At 54.5% G+C, this 18,494-nt stretch carries 15 protein-coding genes and 1 pseudogene; 8 read left to right on the top strand and 8 right to left on the bottom strand.

Translation table 11 applies throughout. The annotated features are described in order from the left end of the window. Positions 1–61: 61 nt before the first annotated feature. A complete protein-coding gene (locus OSC10802_RS53920) occupies positions 62–535 on the bottom strand; it encodes an IS4/Tn5 family transposase DNA-binding protein (protein WP_044169921.1) in 474 nt (157 codons plus the stop codon). A gap of 453 nt (positions 536–988) precedes the next feature. Between OSC10802_RS53920 and OSC10802_RS0101160 the strand changes: the two genes are divergently transcribed. Continuing rightward, on the top strand, positions 989–2,902 hold the full coding sequence (locus tag OSC10802_RS0101160; protein WP_017714950.1) for a serine/threonine-protein kinase: 1,914 nt from the start codon (positions 989–991) through the stop codon (positions 2,900–2,902). 118 nt (positions 2,903–3,020) lie between these two features. On the opposite strand, the gene OSC10802_RS0101155 is transcribed toward OSC10802_RS0101160, so the two are convergent. The 5 genes from OSC10802_RS0101155 to OSC10802_RS0101135 all read right to left on the bottom strand — a co-directional run bounded on the left by OSC10802_RS0101155 (position 3,021) and on the right by OSC10802_RS0101135 (position 5,780). Further along, positions 3,021–3,455, bottom strand: a complete 435-nt coding sequence (locus OSC10802_RS0101155) for a hypothetical protein (RefSeq protein ID WP_017714949.1) — start codon at positions 3,453–3,455, stop codon at positions 3,021–3,023. A gap of 469 nt (positions 3,456–3,924) precedes the next feature. Continuing rightward, positions 3,925–4,437, bottom strand: a complete 513-nt coding sequence (locus tag OSC10802_RS0101150) for a hypothetical protein (protein WP_026098064.1) — start codon at positions 4,435–4,437, stop codon at positions 3,925–3,927. A 91-nt stretch (positions 4,438–4,528) separates the two neighbouring features. Beyond that, entirely contained in the window at positions 4,529–4,978 is a 450-nt protein-coding gene (locus OSC10802_RS0101145) for a hypothetical protein (protein WP_369797108.1), read from the bottom strand. Between the two features lie 232 nt (positions 4,979–5,210). Continuing rightward, on the bottom strand, positions 5,211–5,399 hold the full coding sequence (locus OSC10802_RS0101140) for a CsbD family protein (RefSeq protein WP_026098062.1): 189 nt from the start codon (positions 5,397–5,399) through the stop codon (positions 5,211–5,213). Between the two features lie 183 nt (positions 5,400–5,582). Next, positions 5,583–5,780, bottom strand: a complete 198-nt coding sequence (locus tag OSC10802_RS0101135) for a hypothetical protein (RefSeq protein ID WP_017714945.1) — start codon at positions 5,778–5,780, stop codon at positions 5,583–5,585. A gap of 598 nt (positions 5,781–6,378) precedes the next feature. Here OSC10802_RS0101135 and uvrB point away from each other — a divergent pair. Both uvrB and OSC10802_RS0101125 read left to right on the top strand, forming a co-directional pair. Continuing rightward, complete coding sequence (gene uvrB, locus OSC10802_RS0101130; RefSeq protein WP_017714944.1) at positions 6,379–8,376, top strand: excinuclease ABC subunit UvrB; 1,998 nt, start codon at positions 6,379–6,381, stop codon at positions 8,374–8,376. Positions 8,377–8,510: 134 nt separating this feature from the next. Further along, positions 8,511–8,744: a hypothetical protein gene (locus OSC10802_RS0101125; RefSeq protein WP_017714943.1), complete on the top strand. Its 234-nt coding sequence runs from the start codon at positions 8,511–8,513 to the stop codon at positions 8,742–8,744. A 151-nt stretch (positions 8,745–8,895) separates the two neighbouring features. On the opposite strand, the gene OSC10802_RS0101120 is transcribed toward OSC10802_RS0101125, so the two are convergent. Then, positions 8,896–9,756, bottom strand: a complete 861-nt coding sequence (locus OSC10802_RS0101120; RefSeq protein WP_017714942.1) for a dienelactone hydrolase family protein — start codon at positions 9,754–9,756, stop codon at positions 8,896–8,898. A 424-nt stretch (positions 9,757–10,180) separates the two neighbouring features. Between OSC10802_RS0101120 and OSC10802_RS0101115 the strand changes: the two genes are divergently transcribed. The 5 genes from OSC10802_RS0101115 (at position 10,181) to OSC10802_RS38170 (ending at position 17,514) form a co-directional block, all read left to right on the top strand. Next, positions 10,181–11,323, top strand: coding sequence for a DegT/DnrJ/EryC1/StrS family aminotransferase (locus OSC10802_RS0101115; protein WP_017714941.1), 1,143 nt, complete (start codon positions 10,181–10,183; stop codon positions 11,321–11,323). Between the two features lie 65 nt (positions 11,324–11,388). Next, positions 11,389–12,342, top strand: a complete 954-nt coding sequence (gene crtB, locus OSC10802_RS0101110) for a cyanoexosortase B (RefSeq protein WP_017714940.1) — start codon at positions 11,389–11,391, stop codon at positions 12,340–12,342. 116 nt (positions 12,343–12,458) lie between these two features. Beyond that, on the top strand, positions 12,459–13,181 hold the full coding sequence (locus OSC10802_RS0101105) for a cyanoexosortase B system-associated protein (protein WP_017714939.1): 723 nt from the start codon (positions 12,459–12,461) through the stop codon (positions 13,179–13,181). Positions 13,182–13,351: 170 nt separating this feature from the next. Continuing rightward, positions 13,352–15,184 carry a polysaccharide biosynthesis/export family protein gene (locus tag OSC10802_RS43785; protein ID WP_082218220.1) on the top strand — a complete coding sequence of 611 codons (1,833 nt, stop codon included), beginning with the start codon at positions 13,352–13,354 and terminating at the stop codon, positions 15,182–15,184. Between the two features lie 92 nt (positions 15,185–15,276). Next, positions 15,277–17,514, top strand: coding sequence for a GumC family protein (locus tag OSC10802_RS38170; protein ID WP_017714937.1), 2,238 nt, complete (start codon positions 15,277–15,279; stop codon positions 17,512–17,514). Between the two features lie 712 nt (positions 17,515–18,226). Here OSC10802_RS38170 and OSC10802_RS53915 read toward each other — a convergent pair. Next, positions 18,227–18,494: pseudogene (locus OSC10802_RS53915) on the bottom strand (IS701 family transposase); the annotation flags it as partial.

Genomic DNA, 18,494 nt, shown 5'->3' with positions numbered 1-18,494 from the left:
AATGTCTGGCGGGACTATCTGTTGTGTCAGCGACAGTCCATTCAGCCAGCGCTGACTCTCTTTATCTTTGGTTTCTCGCTGACGGCGCTTTTGAGCAATGCCCACCCGTTTGTGGATCTCTTGCCCATACCTGTTGATCTATTAATCCCAGTGGCACTCCGAGCTCGCTGACGGCAAAGGTTGAATGGACTTTTAGCCCCCGCAGTGCCGGATGATCAGTCGGGCCAAGTCCTGAGGTGGCCGGATGATGAGTAAAGTTTAAGTCTGTGGTATCCTGAATTGCTAAAACTCGCTCAAGGCGCTGAATTCTGCCAATCGTACTCTTTTGATGAGCTTGACGGATATCAGCCGGACTAAAATAGGGAGACTTCCAAAAATCATAGGCGGCGGTAGTGGCCGCTTTATCTCCTGATGCCTGTGGCACGCTCGCCCCAGGTTGGCTCACCAAATCGTCCACAATCCGAATGAAGCGCTTGTGGCGTCGCTGATCTCCTAGTTGAGCGTATTGTAGCTCACTACTGGCCCATTCAAGCATAACTTAATTGCTCCCCGCTTCTAGCCCCAGGATGCTTAAAACTATAGCCCATCAATGTTCCAGGATTTTTTAAGAAATATGTACTTTATGTTAAGAAAAATGTGGGTAATGGATAGCACAAGGGGAGAGGGGGAGTAAGACAAAGACTGGATTTTTTCTCCTCTCTGCCATTTGGGTTATGGGGATGGAGATGAGGGTCTTTTTTCAGGTCAGTTCACCGGCTATGATATAAAATATTTGCAGCGGTGTGCCAGAGGCGAGAGCGCCAGCGAATCGCATCCAATTAGCCACGCCAGATAAACGGGAGGCAGCAGCTTGTGTGCCAGGCATCCCCTGGCATCCCGGGCAGCTTTCTGCCCGGAAGAACGGGAGGCAGAGCCTCCCTTCAGGCATTCCCAGGCGGAGCCTGGGAACGAGAAAAAAAACGAGTAAAATCTAAAATCTAAAATCGATATGAGTCTGTGTGTGAATCCCCGCTGCCTAAAATCTGACTGTCCTGATAACAGCTTGTTTTGCCCCGCTTGTGGGTCAGAATTGCTGCTGGAAGGGCGCTATCGGGTGAGGCGGCTGATGGGACAGGGTGGCATGGGCAAAACTTATGAGGTGGAGCGCACCGGCACCTTGCAGGTGTTGAAGATTCTCCAGCTGGATAAGAATAAAAATATTCCCTCTGAAAGTAGGGCCAAGGTACTGTCCCTGTTTCAGCAAGAGGCGAAAGTTTTGATGCAGCTGGATCATCCGGGAGTTCCGAAGGGAGAGGGATATTTCGAGTTTTGGCCAAGAAAAGCTCAAGAGCCGCTGCACTGTCTGGTGATGGAGAAGATTGAGGGTGCGGACTTGCACAAGTACATCACTCAGCGAGGACGCCCTATCGACGGGGATTTAGCAGTGAAATGGCTGACAGAGCTAACTGCTATTCTGGAGCGGGTGCATGGAGAGAATTTCTTCCACCGGGATATCAAGCCGGCTAATATTATGTTTCAGCCAGATGGCAAGCTGGCGCTGATTGATTTTGGGGCGGCACGGGAAGTCACCGACGCGAAGGGAACCAGAATTTGCTCTGAGGGCTACACCCCACCAGAGCAGATGCAAGGTCAAACGGTGCTGCAATCGGATTTTTTTGCTCTGGGGCGCACGTTTGTCTATTTGCTCACCGGCAGGGAACCGAAGAATTTCGATATGCTCTACGATGGCAGCAGTTATACGTTGCAATGGCGCGAGTCTGCGCCTGGGGTGATGCCGGTGCTGGCAGATTTTTTTGACGATATGATGGCATATAAATTCAACGATCGCCCCGAGAATACAGCTGTGATTTTGCAGCGTCTGGCAGAGATTGACCGGAGTTTGCATCCGCAGAGATTTTCGCCACCGGCACCCCCGCCACCCCCTGCGAATCCCGCGCCAGACGATTCACGGCAGATACCAGCCCCACCGGCACCCCAACCCGCACCTTCTGTCGCTTGGGGAAATGCCCTGCTAGAGCACACCCTGCGGGGGCATTCAGACTGCGTTTATTCGGTTGCCATCAGTCCAGATGGCAAGACGCTTGCCAGTGGCAGTCGGGACAAGACTGTTAAGCTGTGGGATATTAGGACCGGCCAAGAACTCCGCACCAATATAAATGGCACTGGGTTTTTAAACGGTGCTATTTATTCCGTCGTTTTCTGTGCGGATGGCGAGACTATTGCCAGTGCCGGTGCTGACCAAACTGTCAGGCTGCGGAATCTGAGAGCGGGGATGGAAATCCGCACCCTCAGCGGGCATTCAAGTTTGGTTTATTCTGCGGCGATCGGTCAGGACGGCCAAACTATTGTTAGCGGTTCTTCTGACCGCACCATCAAAGTGTGGGATTTGAATACGGGGAGGGAAATCCGCACGATTGATGGAAATTTCAGTCCTGTTTATTCGGTCGCTATCAGTCCCAATGGCAAAATTATTATTAGCGGTTCAGATGACGGCAGCGCACGGCTGTGGGATCTGAAGACGGGGCAGGAAATTCGCACGATTATCGGGCATTCAAAAGCGGTTCGTTCCGTTGCCATCAGTTCAAATAGCCAGACCATTGCCAGTGGCTCCTGCGACGATACGATTCAGGTGTGGGATCTGAGCGCGGGGAGGGTAATTCGCACCCTCAGGGGGCATTTAAACTGGGTTAATTCTATTGCTATCAGTCCGGACGGCCAGATTTTAGCTAGTGGCAGTGCGGACACCACTGTCAAGCTGTGGGATTTGAATACGGGTCAGCAAATCCGCACCTTTACCGGGCATTCAAGCGCTGTTGAGTGTGTCGCTTTCAGTCCGGATGGCAAAGTTATTGCTAGTGGGAGTGAGGACAAAACTATCAAGATTTGGCGGGCGTATTCCTGATGCCGGAGGGGTTAGTTTTTCGAGCGGCGGTGAGGCAATGGAAGCCAAGAAACCGGGTTTCTGAAAGAAACCCGGTTTCTTCTAGGAGTTTTGCGGGAACGCACTCTGCCTTTCCGCTCTAGTCCAAGAAACCCATAAGGCTATCAGGATCGTCAATCTCATTCGAGGCGACGGGGCGGTTCCCGATCACGGAGAAGCTCTCACTAATCTGGAGGGTGCTGGCGAAGATCGGGCGGTTCCCAGAAACGGTGATGCTATCGCTAATCTTAAGGTTGCTAGCGAAAATTGGGCGGTTCCCGGAGAAAGTGTCCAGAACCTTAATCTTGCTGGAGCTGACCGGGCGGTTGGCAACAATGGCGACAATATCACTGCTCTCTGGAGTCGCGCTCGCGATGGGGCGATTCTCAGGTAGGGGGCTTGACTTATAGACCTGAATGGCACTAGGAGCAGATTTTTCTGGCGATTCGACCTGCACCGGCAGAGCCTCACTGCTGCTTTCGAGGTTTTTTGGAATCGGGTTGCTGTTGGCTGTGACAGTAGTGCTGGTAGTCATTACCCTTATACCGTTGGATTTTGCTAACTGAATTTGCCCATCAGTAGGAGGGAGAATCACAAGTGTTTGGCCCGCGACTCCCGAACTCACTCTGAGTATTAAAAAAAAATTATAAAGTATAGCGACTCTTAAGGAAAGGGAAAGGGCCGCCGCAGGGATGTAAAGAATTGCAAAGGACTGGGGGGCTCTGACTTCAGGCCACCGGCGGCTTGTCCCGAAGGAGCCGGCGCTGGATATCGCATCCGCGCATAGGGCCAAAATAGCCGCACCCCCCAGCCGGCTTCCCCGCAAGTGACGGGGGTGCTGGGGGGGAGCTGTTCAGATTAATCAACCGGAGATAATCGCAGGCGCTCTGAAAGCCGGTGCGGCGATCGCGCAACGGGAGCGCAAAAAGAAAAAAGGGCGAGAACTAGCGATCGCCCCTTACTACCCAGAGAACACACTTTGCCGGCAGCGCCTCAAGGGGTGCCTACTTGCGACCCGTCAGCCACTTGAGCGCAACGCCTCCGACGATGGCAGCCACAATCGGATTGCCGAGAAATTTCATCAAATCCGGTTTATCAGCTAATACTTCACGGAAAATATCGGGGTGAGCGTGATAGGCGAAGGACGCCAGCCGGCTGGCGTCGTCAGCCGTCATGCGGTTGGGGTTGTGGGTCGAAAGCCCCAGCTGCTGCTCCAGCTGGCTTTCGCTCAGTCCTCTTTCCTTCAATTTCTTAAAGAATTCCCTGGCCACATCATCCCGCTGATTCGGCTGAATCTGCGAGATCGCTCTTTGCAGTTCTGGCTCCATCTGTGCCGGCGGGATGTTATCGTGATGGAGAGTCTGGCCAAATAGCTGGCGGCGCTGTTGGGGGGATGAGCGCCGAGCGAAATCGTCAAAGTCTGTGTAATCCTCTGCCGGCGTATCGGGCATCATTTCCTTATCGCCCTGAGCTAAATCGCTCATTACTTCTCGCCTGTAGTCTTCAGAGTGAGTCACTTGATTGACCTCCTAATTCATCTCTATTGCACCCAAACTCTGACCGCTCCCTGAATCGCGGGAAATCCGTTTTTTAATTGCCTAAAATTGTCTAGCCCTGCGCGGCTTGATATTCAATTTGATTGGACTGCTGGTCGTACTTAGCGGTCAAAATCAGTTGCTTGTCAGGGGCGTACATCAAAACTGTCAAGTCCTGATTGGGGAAATTTTTGTGAAATCCTTGAGCTAGGGATGTTGCCAGAGTCTTCACTTCGTTCGGGCGAACTTGCGGCGAAATCACAACTCCCAACTTGTTGTTGTCGCGCACATAAGCATCTTGAATCAGTCCCTGAGCAATTTGCATCGCCCAGTTGCCAAAATCTTGACCGGTTGGGGTGTTGCCCCGTTCCAGCTGCGCGTAACTGCCGGTGCTGGCAATGGCCGGTGGGTTGGCCGGTCTTTGAGCTGCCGGTGCTCCCCCACAGGCTGTCGCCACACTCAGGACTAATACCAGGATCAGGGCGGTCAGACCTTTGCGAATCTGCTGAACTAAACTCACCATTACCTCCTCGAAAACGTCAGGTTGAATACCGATAATCTCTCTGATCTCGGGCACTGGGCACTGGGCATTGGGCATTGAATGAACCAGAAACCGGGTTTATTGTGGGTTCATTCCATATGGATTGGCGGGGCTCATCCGAAAGGTTCCCCCTCCTTCCCAGGCAGTGCCTGGGAACGAGGTTCTGCCGGCTCCGCCGACTTTCAAGGGACAAGCAGATTAACAAGCTAACAGCTTAGCTTCCGTCTATTGCTTCCTTAACCTTATCTTTCACGTCTTCTTTAGCGTGGCGAGCTTCGGCTTCAGCTTGCTTCGCTTGCCCTTCTATTTTATCTTCCGGATCGCCCGTCACGTCTCCCATCATTTCTTTGCCTTTGCCTTCGATGTTCTGCGCCGTTGCTTTGGCCCTTTCTTCTAAGCTCATTTTTCCCTCCCCTTTGTTTGCTTCAGCCTCATATTCTTTCAGAATAGCAACCGGCTTTTTTCCAGTCATCTGCCCGAAGGCATATCGAAAGGGGCGCGCTGCTCTATCCCTTGGAAGAGAGCCGGTTAGCGCGAGTTTTGGGGGCTGCTTGCCAGGTCACTCATCCGGAACCAGCGCACCCTCCTAAACCCGCCCCCGCCTATCCAGCTTGTGGTCGATCTCTTCTTTCAATTCTCCGGCAGCCTTGCGAGTGTCCGCTTCAACTTGCTTAGCTTCTGCTTCCGCTTTCTCCTCTGGAGTGCAGGTCAGCTTAACCTCTGTTTCTGCGACTTTGCCTTCAAAGTTACCGGCAGCGGCTTTTGCTTTTTCTTGGGCGCTCATACCGTTTCTCCTGGTTTATGGCAGCGTTGAGGTGTAAAAAAGATGACAGCCCCAAAGTGCACTTAACTATTATCATAGAGAGAAAAGTTGAGCCAGCCATCTGCCTGAGGGCAGATTGAAGGTAGAAATTTTTGCCAGGGGGTTGCCGGCAATCGAAATTGGCAGTACAGTGGGATGATGGGGCAGGGAGCGCAGGCAGCAGTTTGTAGTTGGGCTTTAGCCCAAAGTTCGCAGTTGGGCTTTAGCCCAAAAGTTCGCAGTTGGGCTTTAGCCCAAAGTTCGCAGTTGGGCTTTAGCCCAAAGTTCGCAGTTGGGCTTTAGCCCAAAGTTCGCAGTTGGGCTTTAGCCCAAAGTTCGCAGTTGGGCTTTAGCCCAAAGGTTCGTAGTTGGGCTTTAGCCCAAAGTTGGTAGTTGGGCTTTAGCCCAAAGTTGGTAGTTGGGCTTTAGCCCAAAGTTGGTAGTTGGGCTTTAGCCCAAAGTTGGTAGTTGGGCTTTAGCCCAACAGCGATGGGCTGTTGAAAAAAATCCTCTTTTGGCTCCCCATTAGGCGGATGACTGTGCTATCATAAATATTGGCAGCACAGCTATCGCGTATTACATGGTGCAATTTCATCTGGAAGCTCCCTTTAAACCCACCGGCGATCAGCCGCAAGCCATCGCCCAACTCGCCGCCGGCATTTCTGCCGGCTATCGCTATCAAACCCTGCTGGGAGCCACCGGCACCGGCAAGACGTTCTCAGTAGGTGTCGTAATTGAAAAAACCGGCAAACCGGCACTGGTTCTGGCGCACAACAAAACCCTCGCGGCGCAACTGTGCAACGAGTTGCGGGAATTCTTTCCCCACAACGCCGTAGAATACTTCATCAGCTACTACGACTACTACCAGCCAGAAGCCTACATCCCCGTCACCGACACCTATATCGAAAAAACCGCCGCAATAAACGACGAGATAGACATGCTGCGCCACTCGGCGACGCGCTCGCTTTTTGAGCGCCGGGATGTCATCGTTGTCGCTTCCATCAGCTGCATTTACGGTTTAGGCATTCCTTCCGAATACCTGAAAGCCTCTATCCCCTTGCGCGTGGGAGAAGAACTCAATCAGCGCCAGCTGCTGCGAGATTTAGCCTCTGTGCAATACAGCCGCAACGATCTAGAATTGACTCGGGGGCGCTTCCGAGTTAAAGGCGACGTGCTGGAAATTGGCCCCGCCTACGAAGACCGGATTATCCGAGTGGAATTCTTTGGGGATGAAATCGACGCAATTCGCTATATTGACCCCGTAACCGGCAGCATCCTCCAAAGTACCGACGCGCTAAATATCTACCCAGCCCGTCACTTTGTCACGCCAGAAGATAGGCTCCAAGAAGCGTGCGAAGCCATTCGGGAAGAACTGGAAGAGCGCCTCGAAGAGTTGCGCCGAGAGGGAAAATTGCTAGAAGCGCAGCGACTGGAACAGCGCACCCGCTACGATTTGGAAATGCTGCAGGAAGTCGGGTACTGCAACGGCGTGGAAAACTATTCGCGCCACTTGGCGGGGCGAAAAGCCGGTGAGCCGCCGGAGTGTCTGATTGATTATTTCCCCAAAGATTGGCTGCTGGTGATAGATGAATCCCACGTTACTGTACCGCAAATTCGCGGCATGTACAATGGCGACCAATCCCGCAAAAAAGTGCTGGTAGACCACGGATTTCGCTTGCCGAGCGCTGCTGACAATCGCCCGCTGAAGGCGGAAGAATTTTGGCAGAAAGTGAAACAGTGCGTATTTGTTTCTGCTACGCCAGGAGATTGGGAATTAGAAATCTCAGAGGGGCGCATCGCTGAGCAGATTATTCGCCCCACCGGCGTGGTTGACCCAGAAATATTTGTGCGCCCGACAGAAGGGCAAATTGATGACCTGCTGGGGGAAATTAAGGATCGGGTGAGTCGGGGAGAGCGAGCGCTGGTGACGACCTTAACAAAGCGCATGGCGGAAGACCTCACCGAATACTTGCAAGAGCGGGGGATTCGGGTGCGCTACCTGCACTCAGACATTCAGTCCATTGAGCGGATTGAGATTCTCCAAGCTTTGCGCGAAGGGGATTTCGATGTGCTGATTGGGGTGAATTTATTGCGGGAAGGGCTGGATTTGCCAGAGGTGTCTCTCGTGGCGATTTTGGATGCGGATAAGGAGGGGTTTTTGCGGGCGGAGCGATCGCTGATTCAAACGATTGGACGCGCGGCGCGTCACGTTCGCGGACAAGCTATCATGTATGCTGACAATTTGACGGACAGCATGAAGAAAGCAATTGATGAAACTGACCGGCGGCGCGGAATTCAGGTGGCGCACAACCGGACGCACGGGATTACGCCCAAGCCGGTTGTGAAGAAATCTAGCAATGCGATTTTGGCGTTTTTGGATGTGTCGCGCCGGTTGAACGCGCAGCAGCTAGAAACGGCTTATGAGGAGGCGGACGAGCTTTCTCTGGAGCAGATTCCGGAGTTGATTGCGCAGCTGGAAGTGCAGATGAAGGAGGCGGCGAAGAAGTTGGAATTTGAGAAGGCGGCTGAGTACCGCGACCGGATTAAGCAGTTGCGGGACAAGTTAGTGGGACGCTAGGATTTGGGAGAAACCCGGTTTCTTTAAGAAAACGGGTTTCTGATGCTAGGATTAAAGAAACCCGGTTTCTTAAAGAAACCGGGTTTCTGACGCTATCGCGCACTTATTACTGCACAGTTCTCTGGGAGGGAAATATGAATAATGAAGAGAGCGACCGGATTCAGCTAAAGCACACTTTAACCGCTCTGATAGCGGAACACGGGTTTAGGGAAGTCGCGGAAGTGTTGCGGGATTATGCTTTGGCGAGTGAAACGGAGATAGGTTTGCCGGCGGAGCTGTCAGCGAGCTGGCAAAAGTCGGCTCAGCTGCTGGGGAAAATCGTCGAGGCGTGGGAAGAGGCGGAAAGGGAAATGTTGAGTTGCCGGTGAAGGGCGAGGCGAAGAAACTAATCTACCTGTAGGGTGCGCTCTTAACGTCGCCTTCCAGCCGGCTGCCGGTGAACCGCGCAGGTCAAATCAGCAGGAGTCGATGGGCGAACGCCACCGGCAACCCCAACCCCTCACTCCTGACTCCACTTCTCTATCTTAAGACATCAACCCCCTCTGACACAACCCCATACTTCCTAAACCAATCCCGCAAACGCATCCACCCATCCAACGCTTCCTCCTTGCGATAAGTGGGGCGGTAATCCGCATAAAAACCGTGCGGCGCATCCTCATAAACCACAATTTCCGAACCGCTACTCCCCGCCTTCAGCGCCTCGCGCATCCGCTCAACCGTATCATTAGGAATGTACTCATCCTTCCCGCCATAAAGCCCCAAAACCGGCACCTTCAACTCCCCAGCAATATCAATCGGATTCTTCGGCGTTAAAGGTGCCGGTTCGTCCACCACACGCCCGTACCAAGCCACACCGGCTCTCACTGCGGGATTGTGCGCCGCATACAGCCAAACAATCCGCCCGCCCCAGCAAAAGCCGGTGATTCCCAACTTGCCGGTGTTCCCCTTCCCTGACTCTTTCGCCCAAACCACCGTGGCGTCCAAATCCGACATAACTTGCTCATCTGGAACTTTAGACACAACCTGCTGCCTAATTTCTTGAATGTCCGTCAGTTTGGAAACATCCCCCTGACGGGCAAACAGTTCAGGGGCTATCGCTAAATACCCCTGCTTGGCAAACCGGCGGCAGATATCCTGGATGTGCGCGTGCACCCCAAAAATTTCCTGCACCACCAGCACCACCGGCAAATCCCCCCCGACAGCCGGCATCGCCCTGTATGCCGGTATTTCCCCATCCTTTACAGGAATCTTCACCTCTCCCGCCACCAAGTCTCGATCGTCTGTCGTGATGACTTGTGCCAAAATCGGGTGAGCAGCTATTGCAAAAGAAGCCGCCAGCGTCGTAACAGCGATAAATTTCCGGCGCGTTATATCTCCCACGAGCTATTTCCTCCAGACACTAACTATATAAAGGATTTTACGGGGGCATGCCATTTTTGTAAACCCATCTCTTGTAGGACAGGCGTCTCGCCTGTCCCAGATATATTTTTTTTGTTCGCGCCAGCAATCTGGGAGGCGGAGCCTCCTTTGTCTTCGTTCCCAGGCGGAGCCTGGGAACGAGGGAAGCGCTCCCAAACGGCACCCTACTTCTGCGAAGAACTGGGGAGATCCGGAGCGCACCCCACCTCTGGAAACGAGGGAAAACACCGGCTCGCCGGCCATATCTTTACAAAACAGCGACAAGCTTTACAGACTCTTCACACACCCCCTGCGTTAAAACCCCTGCAAATCCGGGATAACTGTAATATGCAGCTCTTCTGCTTGAAATAGCCAGCGCCCCTAATTATCTCAGCCCTCTCCCCGTATGACTACCACCCCTGTCAAGGTTCCTTTTGTTGACCTCACCCTCCAGCAGTTGCCGGTACAAGCTCAGATAGAACAGGCAATCCAGACAGTGCTGCAGCGGGGGGATTTCGTTCTCGGGCAAGCCCTAGCTGAGTTTGAAGCGGCTTTTGCCAGCGCCTGCGGGGCCAGCAGCGCCGTTGGCGTAGCCTGCGGCACCGATGCGATCGCCCTGGGACTGCAAGCGATTGGCATCCGCCCCGGCGATGAGATCATTTTACCCGCCAACACCTTCGTTGCTACCCTGATAGGCGTGCTGCGTGCCGGCGCGACGCCTGCGCTTGTCGATTGCGACCCGCAAACCGCCCTGATTGACCTCGCCGCCGCAGAAAAAGCCATCACCCCCAAAACGCGGGCCATCGTGCCGGTGCACCTTTATGGCCAGATGGTTTCCCCGCAACCGCTGCTGGACTTTGCCGGCACCCACAACCTGCTGATTTTTGAAGACGCCGCCCAAGCTCACCTCGCTTTTCAAGATGGCTATCGCGCCGGTTCGGTTGGCGCTGCAGCCGCCTTCAGCTTCTACCCCAGCAAAAATCTCGGAGGTTTCGGGGATGGGGGCATGGTGGTCACCGGCGATCCAGATGTGGCGAAAAAAATGCGAATGCTGCGCAATTACGGCGCACCCCAGAAATACCTGCACACCGAATTCGGCACCAACAGCCGGCTCGACACTATACAGGCAGCCGTGCTAAATGTCAAGCTCCCCCACCTGGCCGGCTGGAACAAAGCCCGCAACTGCGCCGCTCAGCTGTACGACACCTTGCTGAGCCATAATGAAAGCACTGTCCCCATTCAGAACCAGAGTGGAGCCGGTCACGTTTACCACCTCTATGTTGTCCGCATCACCGACAAGTCTCCCGTCGAGCGCAACACGATCCAGGAAAAGCTCAGCCATGCCGGCATTCAAACCGGCATCCACTACCCCATACCCTGCCACCTGCAGCCGGCGTACCGGCATCTAGGCTATAATATTGGCGACTTTCCCCACGCCGAAACCCTCTGCGAGGAAATTCTATCCTTGCCCATGTATCCAGGGCTGAGTGACGCCCAAATCCATCAAGTCGTTGCTGAGATTCAGTCGATTTTAGAGTTTAGAGTTTAGAGTTAAAACTAAGTCTGCCATCTGGGTATTATAGCATCTGGGAGCCAAATTTTTCAAGGAAAACCATGCAAACCGAGCGTAAAATTCCCCTTGACATCCAGCCATACCTGTTCACCGGCACCATCCTGGGGCTGCTAGCCATCCTCTACGCTCCCCTGCTGGCACACTGGTATTATGGCTGGCTGAAAATGACTAAAATCAGCATCGAGCACGAATATTACAGCCACGGTTTGATTGGTTTGCCCTTTGCCGCCTACATCTGCTGGCTGAACCGGCACTCCTGGGACAAATTGCCTGACGCCGCCCATCCCCTGGGAGCCGCCTTGCTGGGATTGGGCGGCGCATTTTACCTCAGCGGTTTGCCAGATTTGGTGAATTTGTCCTTTCCTGCTGTTCTCGCCGGCATCTGCCTGTGGCTGAAAGGCGTTCCCGGCTTCAAGCTTCAGGGATTCGCGCTGCTTTTAGTCTTGCTGGCGACTCCCACAGAAGTTCCCTACTTGATCGCCCCTTATACCTTGCCCCTGCAAAGTTTCATCGCAGGATCTGCCGGCTTTCTTCTCAAGCAGTTTGGCCTGGATGTTACAGTTTCGCAGATTAACCTGTTCGTCGGGGGGCGGATTGTTGAGGTGGCTCCCCACTGTGCCGGTCTGAAGATGCTATTCACCAGTCTCTACGTTGCCTTAATGCTGCTGTACTGGACAGATAACTGGCGGTCGCGCCCGTTCGTCCTGGTGTTTTTAGCCAGTACCGTTGCCGTCAGCGTCACGGCCAATATCATCCGCAACACCCTGCTGACTCTATTTCACGGCACCGGTCAAGAGCAAGCGTTTGAATGGCTGCACGAAGGGTGGGGGGGAGACTTTTATTCAGCCTGCATGCTGGGACTGTTGGTGGTGTTAATCAATTGGTTTGAAACACTCGGCGAGTATTTTTCTGCCGAGCCGGAGCTATCAGAAGAGCAGCCCCAAGAGTTAGAAATCCAGCAGCAACAGGAGTTAGAAATTATCGAGGATGACTGATAGAGAAGCTAAGAAACCGTAAGAAACCGGGTTTCTTAAAGAACCCGGTTTCTGGCCCCAAACCGAAGCTAACTGGCACCCACCAGAGGTTTCACTCCCCCAACTCCCTTCTAGCCATGCTCCCGCAAAAATTCCCCCACTCCTACCCATTGCCCAGAGTCGTCTTGCTGCTATTTCTGCTGGTCCCAGCCGCCATAGGGGCAGTTCCCGGTTACCTGACGGGAAAATGGCGCTGGGCGCTGCCACCGGAAGTCAAAGAACTCGACCGGCTAAGATCGCTGCGGAAAACCGGCATTGAGATTGCCGGCTGGAAAACCCTCAGCCAGGAAACCGCCTTCATTGGCAATCACGAATGGTTAAAGCAGGAAATTGAGATACTTCTTCCTGTTGGCAGTCCGGGTTCGCGCCCCCAAAAGGCTATCATTTTGCTGCTGACCCAAAATGACCGCGCCGACCAGCCGCAAGTGGAGTGGACAGACATCAATGGCTGGCAGCAGTGGCAGACAGATTCGGACCGCTGGGCGAAGTTTGCGGTGGCGTCGCCCCAAGGAGCCGGTGTTGCGGTGGCCCAAGTGGAAGCCCGTTTCTTTCGCGGCTGGACTAACCAGCAAACCTATGCGGTATTGCAATGGTACGCCGTCCCAACAGGCGGCCACCCCGCACCGAGCCGGTGGTTTTGGGCCGACCGCTGGGCCCAGCTGTCTGACCGGCGCGTGCCTTGGGTGGCTGTCAGCGTCCTGATTCCGGTGGAGCCTTTGGGCGACATCGAGAAATCCAGACAGCTGGCGGAATCCTTAGGCCAAAGCGTGCAAGCCGCCGCGATCGCCGGCATCCAGTAGAGACAGGTCGCTCGCGCCCCGGAGCGCCGGTCGCCAATGCCGGCAGACGGCCAAAATTAATTTTATTGGTAATTAATTGAAACTGATAAAATATTAAGTTTTAAACTAAAAAGTGGGTGTGGGGTTCGTTAATCCCAAATCCACGCATCCAGGGACTGACTCGCTGACAGATGCATTTGCCCATGTCGCAAGCGCCACGAAACCCCGCTCACCGGCTCACAGCCCTCTCTCTCGCCAGCCTGCACGCCGGCACTCCCCTGCTGTTTGCCGGCTTGCTGTGGGGCTCCGACGCCCTCGGCAACCCAGCCCGAGCCCAGAGCCAAACGCCACCCGCCCCGCCCGCCCAGAGCGCGCCCCGCCCGGACTTGAATGCCAGTCCGGCTGAGAAATTGCGAACCTACCGCCTCGGACCGGGCGACCAGATTTTTGTGGACGTGCAGCGCTTTCCCAACCTCAGTTTCAACGGCGCAATCAGCCCGGAAGGGAAAATCGCCATGCCGCTGATCGGAACCGTGTTCCTGCAAGGGCTGACTCTAGAGGGAGCGCGGGCCGAAATTCGCGCCCGCTTAAATCAGTACATTATCGATCCGGTTGTCGCAGTCGAGCTGATAACTCAGCGCCCCGTCACCGTCACCGTCACCGGAGAAGTGGCCCGACCGGGCTTCTACCCCCTGCAGCCCGGTGTGTCTCGCGTCTCTGACGCCTTGCAAATTGCCGGAGGGGCCACACCGGCAAGCGACCTGCGCTCGGTGCGGGTGCGCCGCACTCTCGCCGGTGGCACCACCGCCGAACAAACCCTCGACCTCTTGACGCCCCTGCAAACAGGTGGTATAATGCCAGATTTCCGTCTGGAGGATGGCGATGTGATTGTCGTGCCCAGACAGGACATCAGCACGGCGCAGTATTATGACGGCGCGACGCTAGCGCGCTCCAGCTTGGCTTCCACCGCGCCGGTGGCGGTGACCGTGACCGGAGAAGTGGGCAGACCGGGTTTCTATCCCCTGTCGCCAGCAGCCTCTCGGGTTTCCGACGCCTTGCTGGCGGCGCTGGGGGTCACCCCCGCCAGCGACCTGCGAGCGGTGCGGGTGCGCCGCACTCTGGGGAATGGCTCTGTAATGGAGCAAACCGTTGACCTGCTGACGCCTTTGGAAACCGGCGGCTCCTTGCCCAACGTGCGCTTGGCGGATGGGGACATTATCTTTGTGCCCAAGCGGCAAGTCAGCTCGGCGGGTGACGAGCTCAGCGGCATCATCGCTCGCTCCACCCTCGCTTCCACCGCGCCGGTGGCGATAACCATCACCGGCGAAGTGGTCAAACCAGGCTACTATCCCCTCAACCCGGGGTCCTATCGCGTCTCCGACGTGCTGCTTTTTGCCGGCGGGACAACCCTGAATGCCGACTTGCGAGCCGTGCGCGTGCGCCGCTCTCTGGGGAACGGGCAGTTCAGCGAGGAAACGCTGGACTTGTTCACGCCTTTGCAAACCTCCGGCACGCTGCCCGATTTGCGCTTGGCGACCGGAGATACGGTGGTTGTGCCCAGACTGGAACCGGGATCGGATCGGGGGTATGACCGGCAGCTGGTGGCCCGATCTACCTTGGCCAAGCCCCAGATCAACATCCGCGTTTTGAACTACGCTGCAGGGGCGGCGGGGACGCTTCCCCTTCCGAACGGCAGCAGCTTTGCCGACGCCCTCAATGGCGTCCCCCTCGATAGAGCTAACCTGGGAAAAATTGCCCTGATTCGGTTCGACCCTGAGCAAGGGAAGGCGGTCACCCTGGAACTCGACGGGAAAGCGGCGCTCAAAGGCGACCCCTCTCAAAACGTCCTGCTCCAAGATAATGATGTGATTGTCGTCGGTCGCAACCTGATTGCTCGCATTGGCTACGCCCTCAATACTTTTACTCAGCCCTTCCGAGATATTTTGGGATTCCTCCTGTTTTTTGATTCCTTGAGAAACAGTGCCGACAATCTTTTTGGGCCTGGGGGCAATAACAGCCGGTGATTCAACTCAATTGTAGAGAGGGGCGAGGATGGGGGTAATTAGTAAGCTAAAATCCAAAATCCAAAATCCAAAATTCAAAATCCAAAACGGCTATGCTCCCCTCAATTGTTAAGCGCTATCTCATCGCTGTAGGAAAATACAAATGGTTTGGAATGGTCGCTTTTGTGACTGTTTTAGGGGGGGCGGCGTTCGTGGCTGTCAAGCAACAACCGCCTCCCAAAATGTTCCAAGCTGAAGGGTTGCTCAGCTACAGTCCCCCGAAGACGGGATTCTCTAACACCGCTCCGCAAATTCTAGAGCAGGGGAAGGCACTGCCAAAAGAGGTTCTGCTGTCTCCAGAGGTGATTAAAAAAGTGGCAGCCCTGCTGAAGGAAGACCCCAATAAAATTAAAGACAGTGCGGGCGTGTGGCTGCCAGAAAAGGTTGAGCCAACGGCGACAATTAATGTTCAATTTAAATCCCCAGAGCCAGAGAAAGCGCAAGCCGGGCTGGTAGCGCTGATGCAAACAATGGTGGAGCAGAGCCGGTTTATTAACGCTCAAAGAGTGCGGGCGACGAAGGAAGCGCTCAACAAACGCCTGATTCCGGTGAGGAAGGAACTCGATGAAGCTGAAAAAGCGCTGGAAAACTTCGATCGGGTTGAAGGGGCTGTGCTGTCGGTGGCTCGGATTGGGGCGCTTCCAGCCGCTGTTGCCACCGTTCAAGACCAGCAGCGGCAGTTGCGAATGGCTGTCCAGGGCTATGACGCGCAAATTCGCAGCTTGTCTGAGCGCCTGGGGCTGACACCGGCTCAGGCTTCTGTGTCTCAAGCGCTCAGTGCTGACCCGATTATTGCCAACCTGCGCGCTCAGCTCCATGACACTGAGTCGCAACTTCAATATTACCAGCAGTCTCTGCGAGACGATCACCCGCAGATGGTTGAGTTGCGCCAGCGGCAAACAGCCTTGCAAGAGCTCCTGCAGCAGCGCAGCGCTGAGGTGATCGGCGGGAATGGGGTGGCGGCTAGCACGATGAGCGATTTTCAAATCCGCCAAAACAGCAGTTTGGACCCCGTGCGCCAGCAGCTGGCGGCGACTCTGATGGGTTTTCAAACTGAGCGGGAAAGGCTGCAGCAGCAACTGCAAGCGGCGGTGCAAACCGAGCAGGAACTCCGCCGCGAGTATGCCAGTATTCCTAATAAGCAGCTGGATCGCTCCCGCAAGGAACAGCAGGTGCTGATTAAAAAGACGCTCTACGACAAGATACAGGCGGCACTGGCGGATGCGGAGACGGCAGACGCAGAAACGGAGAGCAGTTTGACTATTCCGCCCCAACAGCCGCAAATTGCCAGCCTGTCTAAGCCAAACCCGTCTATAGTGCTAATTTTGGGCGGTGGCGGTTTGGTGGGTGCGGCGGTTGGCGGGGCGCTGATCTTCTTGCTGTCGATGCTGGAAGGCAAGTTCTACACGGAGGAGGAGGTGCGCTCAGCTTTTGAGGAGCGGGAGGTGGAAGTCCTCGGGACACTGCCGGCTGTTATGGTGTTGGATGCGCAACCCGACTTGATGCCGGTGATGCTGCAGCTGGATTCTCCTTATTTGGAATCTTATGAGCGGCTGCGCACCAATCTGCGCCGTGCCGGTGACAAGCCGGTGAAGGTGCTGTTGCTCACCAGTGCCGGCACAGGGGAGGGCAAGACTTTTTGCGCCTACAATCTGGCGATCGCATCGGCGCGAGCCGGCAAGCGCACTCTGCTCATTGAGGCTGACTTGCGCTCGCCTTCCCGCGTGGGGTGCCTTAAAATGACTGCCGATCCGGACAACTCCCTTGAACCCCTGCTGTACTACGGGCAGCTGAATAACTGCATTCGCTTAGTTCCGGAAATTGAGAACTTGTATGTGGTGCCGTCTTCGGGGCCAGTGCGCCAGCCAGGCGGGATTCTGGAATCGAATGAAATGCTGAGGTTATTAAAGGATGTCCGGCAGCGCTTTGATTTTATCGTCTTGGACGCACCGGCGCTCAGTGCCGGCAACGACGCCCTGATGCTGGAGCCCCACACCGATGGGATGGTATTCGTGGCTCGCCCGCTTCACTCCGAACAGGGAATGGTGGCGGAGTATCTCGATTCGCTGACGGAATCGGAAGATATCACACTGTTGGGAGGTGTGGTTAATGGGGCTGAGATGCCGGTGGAGGCGGTGGAGGCGGTGGAGGCGCACAGCACCTATCCCGAACCAGAGCCGCCGGTGGAGGAACCCGCACAGCCGGATGAGCCGGCGATCCCGGGCAGACTCCAAGTCCTGCCACACCCAAAACAAGCTGAACGCCCTCACGCCGCTCGCCGGCGGGCTTAGTCGAGAACCCCACCCTTTCGGGGGTGGGTTTTTTGGATATGGGGTATTTTTAGGCAGGGGAGCAGGGGAGCAACGGGAGCAACGGGAGCTCCTCAAAGAAATGGAGTTCGGCTTGATTCACGCCCCAAGCCAACGAAAAAACCTACCCGTGCAAGCCCACCATCCCTGCTGGCGGTGAGGGGGAAAGACTTTTTCTAGCTCCGCGTGCGCTCGCTCTTATCAGTACACTCACCGGCAGAAAAAACCTCAGTTTATAGCAAATATAGCAGCAGTCATATTGGTTAGAACAATAAAAGCTTCGGGAGCGGGGCAGCAAGGGAGGCCGGAATGTAGGTTTCCTAAATGCTTACTGCTATATAGACGTATGTACGGCGTCCGCCGAGCCTGAAGGTCTAATGTTCTAACATAAGTGCATACTGCTATAAGATTAAAACAGACTAGAGGGAGAAGAATTAAACGCAGATTGTTCAAAATATTTTTTCAGCCTTCTTTTTCGTCCCATTGCTGATGTTGAGGAAATCTTTGGTGAACAGGACTTGGGGGATTCAGGCAAAACCTCGACCCTTGTTGACTATAGGCAGCATAAATACTGACCATTAATAGGCGTCGATTAATCCATAAGCCAGCCACCAGACCGTTTTCAGATTTACCTAATTGGCCAATGTCCTGCCGGCTTACATAATCCGGATTAGTTCCTTTTTTTGCCGGTTTTTCAATGATAAAAATTTTCCCCCCGAAGTGACTTTAATATTAATTCAATTTTTCTGGCTTTTAGCTGAAAAACTTTTCCAGGTACTTGAGTCAAACAAGGGGGCAAATATTGTTCGTTCTCAAGGCCAGAGATTTTGGCTATAGCTGGTAAAAATTTGCGGTTAATGTCTGAAATTATTCCGAGGTGAAGTAGCTTAAAAGCTTCAAAGCTTCTAACTTCTGGAAAGATATCTCTGTAGGGGGCGCAATACTCATCGATAAAATTGACG

The sequence above is a fragment of the Kamptonema formosum PCC 10802 genome (assembly GCF_000332335.1).
GTDB lineage: Bacteria > Cyanobacteriota > Cyanobacteriia > Cyanobacteriales > Oscillatoriaceae > Oscillatoria.
This window is presented reverse-complemented; position numbering and strand designations above follow the sequence as displayed.

Coding starts and splice junctions, on each gene's coding strand:
- OSC10802_RS53920 (WP_044169921.1), bottom strand. CDS start 535: ATGCTTGAATGGGCCAGTAGTGAGCTACAATACGCTCAACTAGGAGAT.
- uvrB (WP_017714944.1), top strand. CDS start 6,379: ATGGTGCAATTTCATCTGGAAGCTCCCTTTAAACCCACCGGCGATCAG.
- OSC10802_RS43785 (WP_082218220.1), top strand. CDS start 13,352: ATGCATTTGCCCATGTCGCAAGCGCCACGAAACCCCGCTCACCGGCTC.
- OSC10802_RS0101105 (WP_017714939.1), top strand. CDS start 12,459: ATGCTCCCGCAAAAATTCCCCCACTCCTACCCATTGCCCAGAGTCGTC.
- crtB (WP_017714940.1), top strand. CDS start 11,389: ATGCAAACCGAGCGTAAAATTCCCCTTGACATCCAGCCATACCTGTTC.
- OSC10802_RS0101135 (WP_017714945.1), bottom strand. CDS start 5,780: ATGAGCGCCCAAGAAAAAGCAAAAGCCGCTGCCGGTAACTTTGAAGGC.
- OSC10802_RS0101115 (WP_017714941.1), top strand. CDS start 10,181: ATGACTACCACCCCTGTCAAGGTTCCTTTTGTTGACCTCACCCTCCAG.
- OSC10802_RS0101140 (WP_026098062.1), bottom strand. CDS start 5,399: ATGAGCTTAGAAGAAAGGGCCAAAGCAACGGCGCAGAACATCGAAGGC.
- OSC10802_RS0101145 (WP_369797108.1), bottom strand. CDS start 4,978: ATGGTGAGTTTAGTTCAGCAGATTCGCAAAGGTCTGACCGCCCTGATC.
- OSC10802_RS0101155 (WP_017714949.1), bottom strand. CDS start 3,455: ATGACTACCAGCACTACTGTCACAGCCAACAGCAACCCGATTCCAAAA.
- OSC10802_RS0101160 (WP_017714950.1), top strand. CDS start 989: ATGAGTCTGTGTGTGAATCCCCGCTGCCTAAAATCTGACTGTCCTGAT.
- OSC10802_RS38170 (WP_017714937.1), top strand. CDS start 15,277: ATGCTCCCCTCAATTGTTAAGCGCTATCTCATCGCTGTAGGAAAATAC.
- OSC10802_RS0101125 (WP_017714943.1), top strand. CDS start 8,511: ATGAATAATGAAGAGAGCGACCGGATTCAGCTAAAGCACACTTTAACC.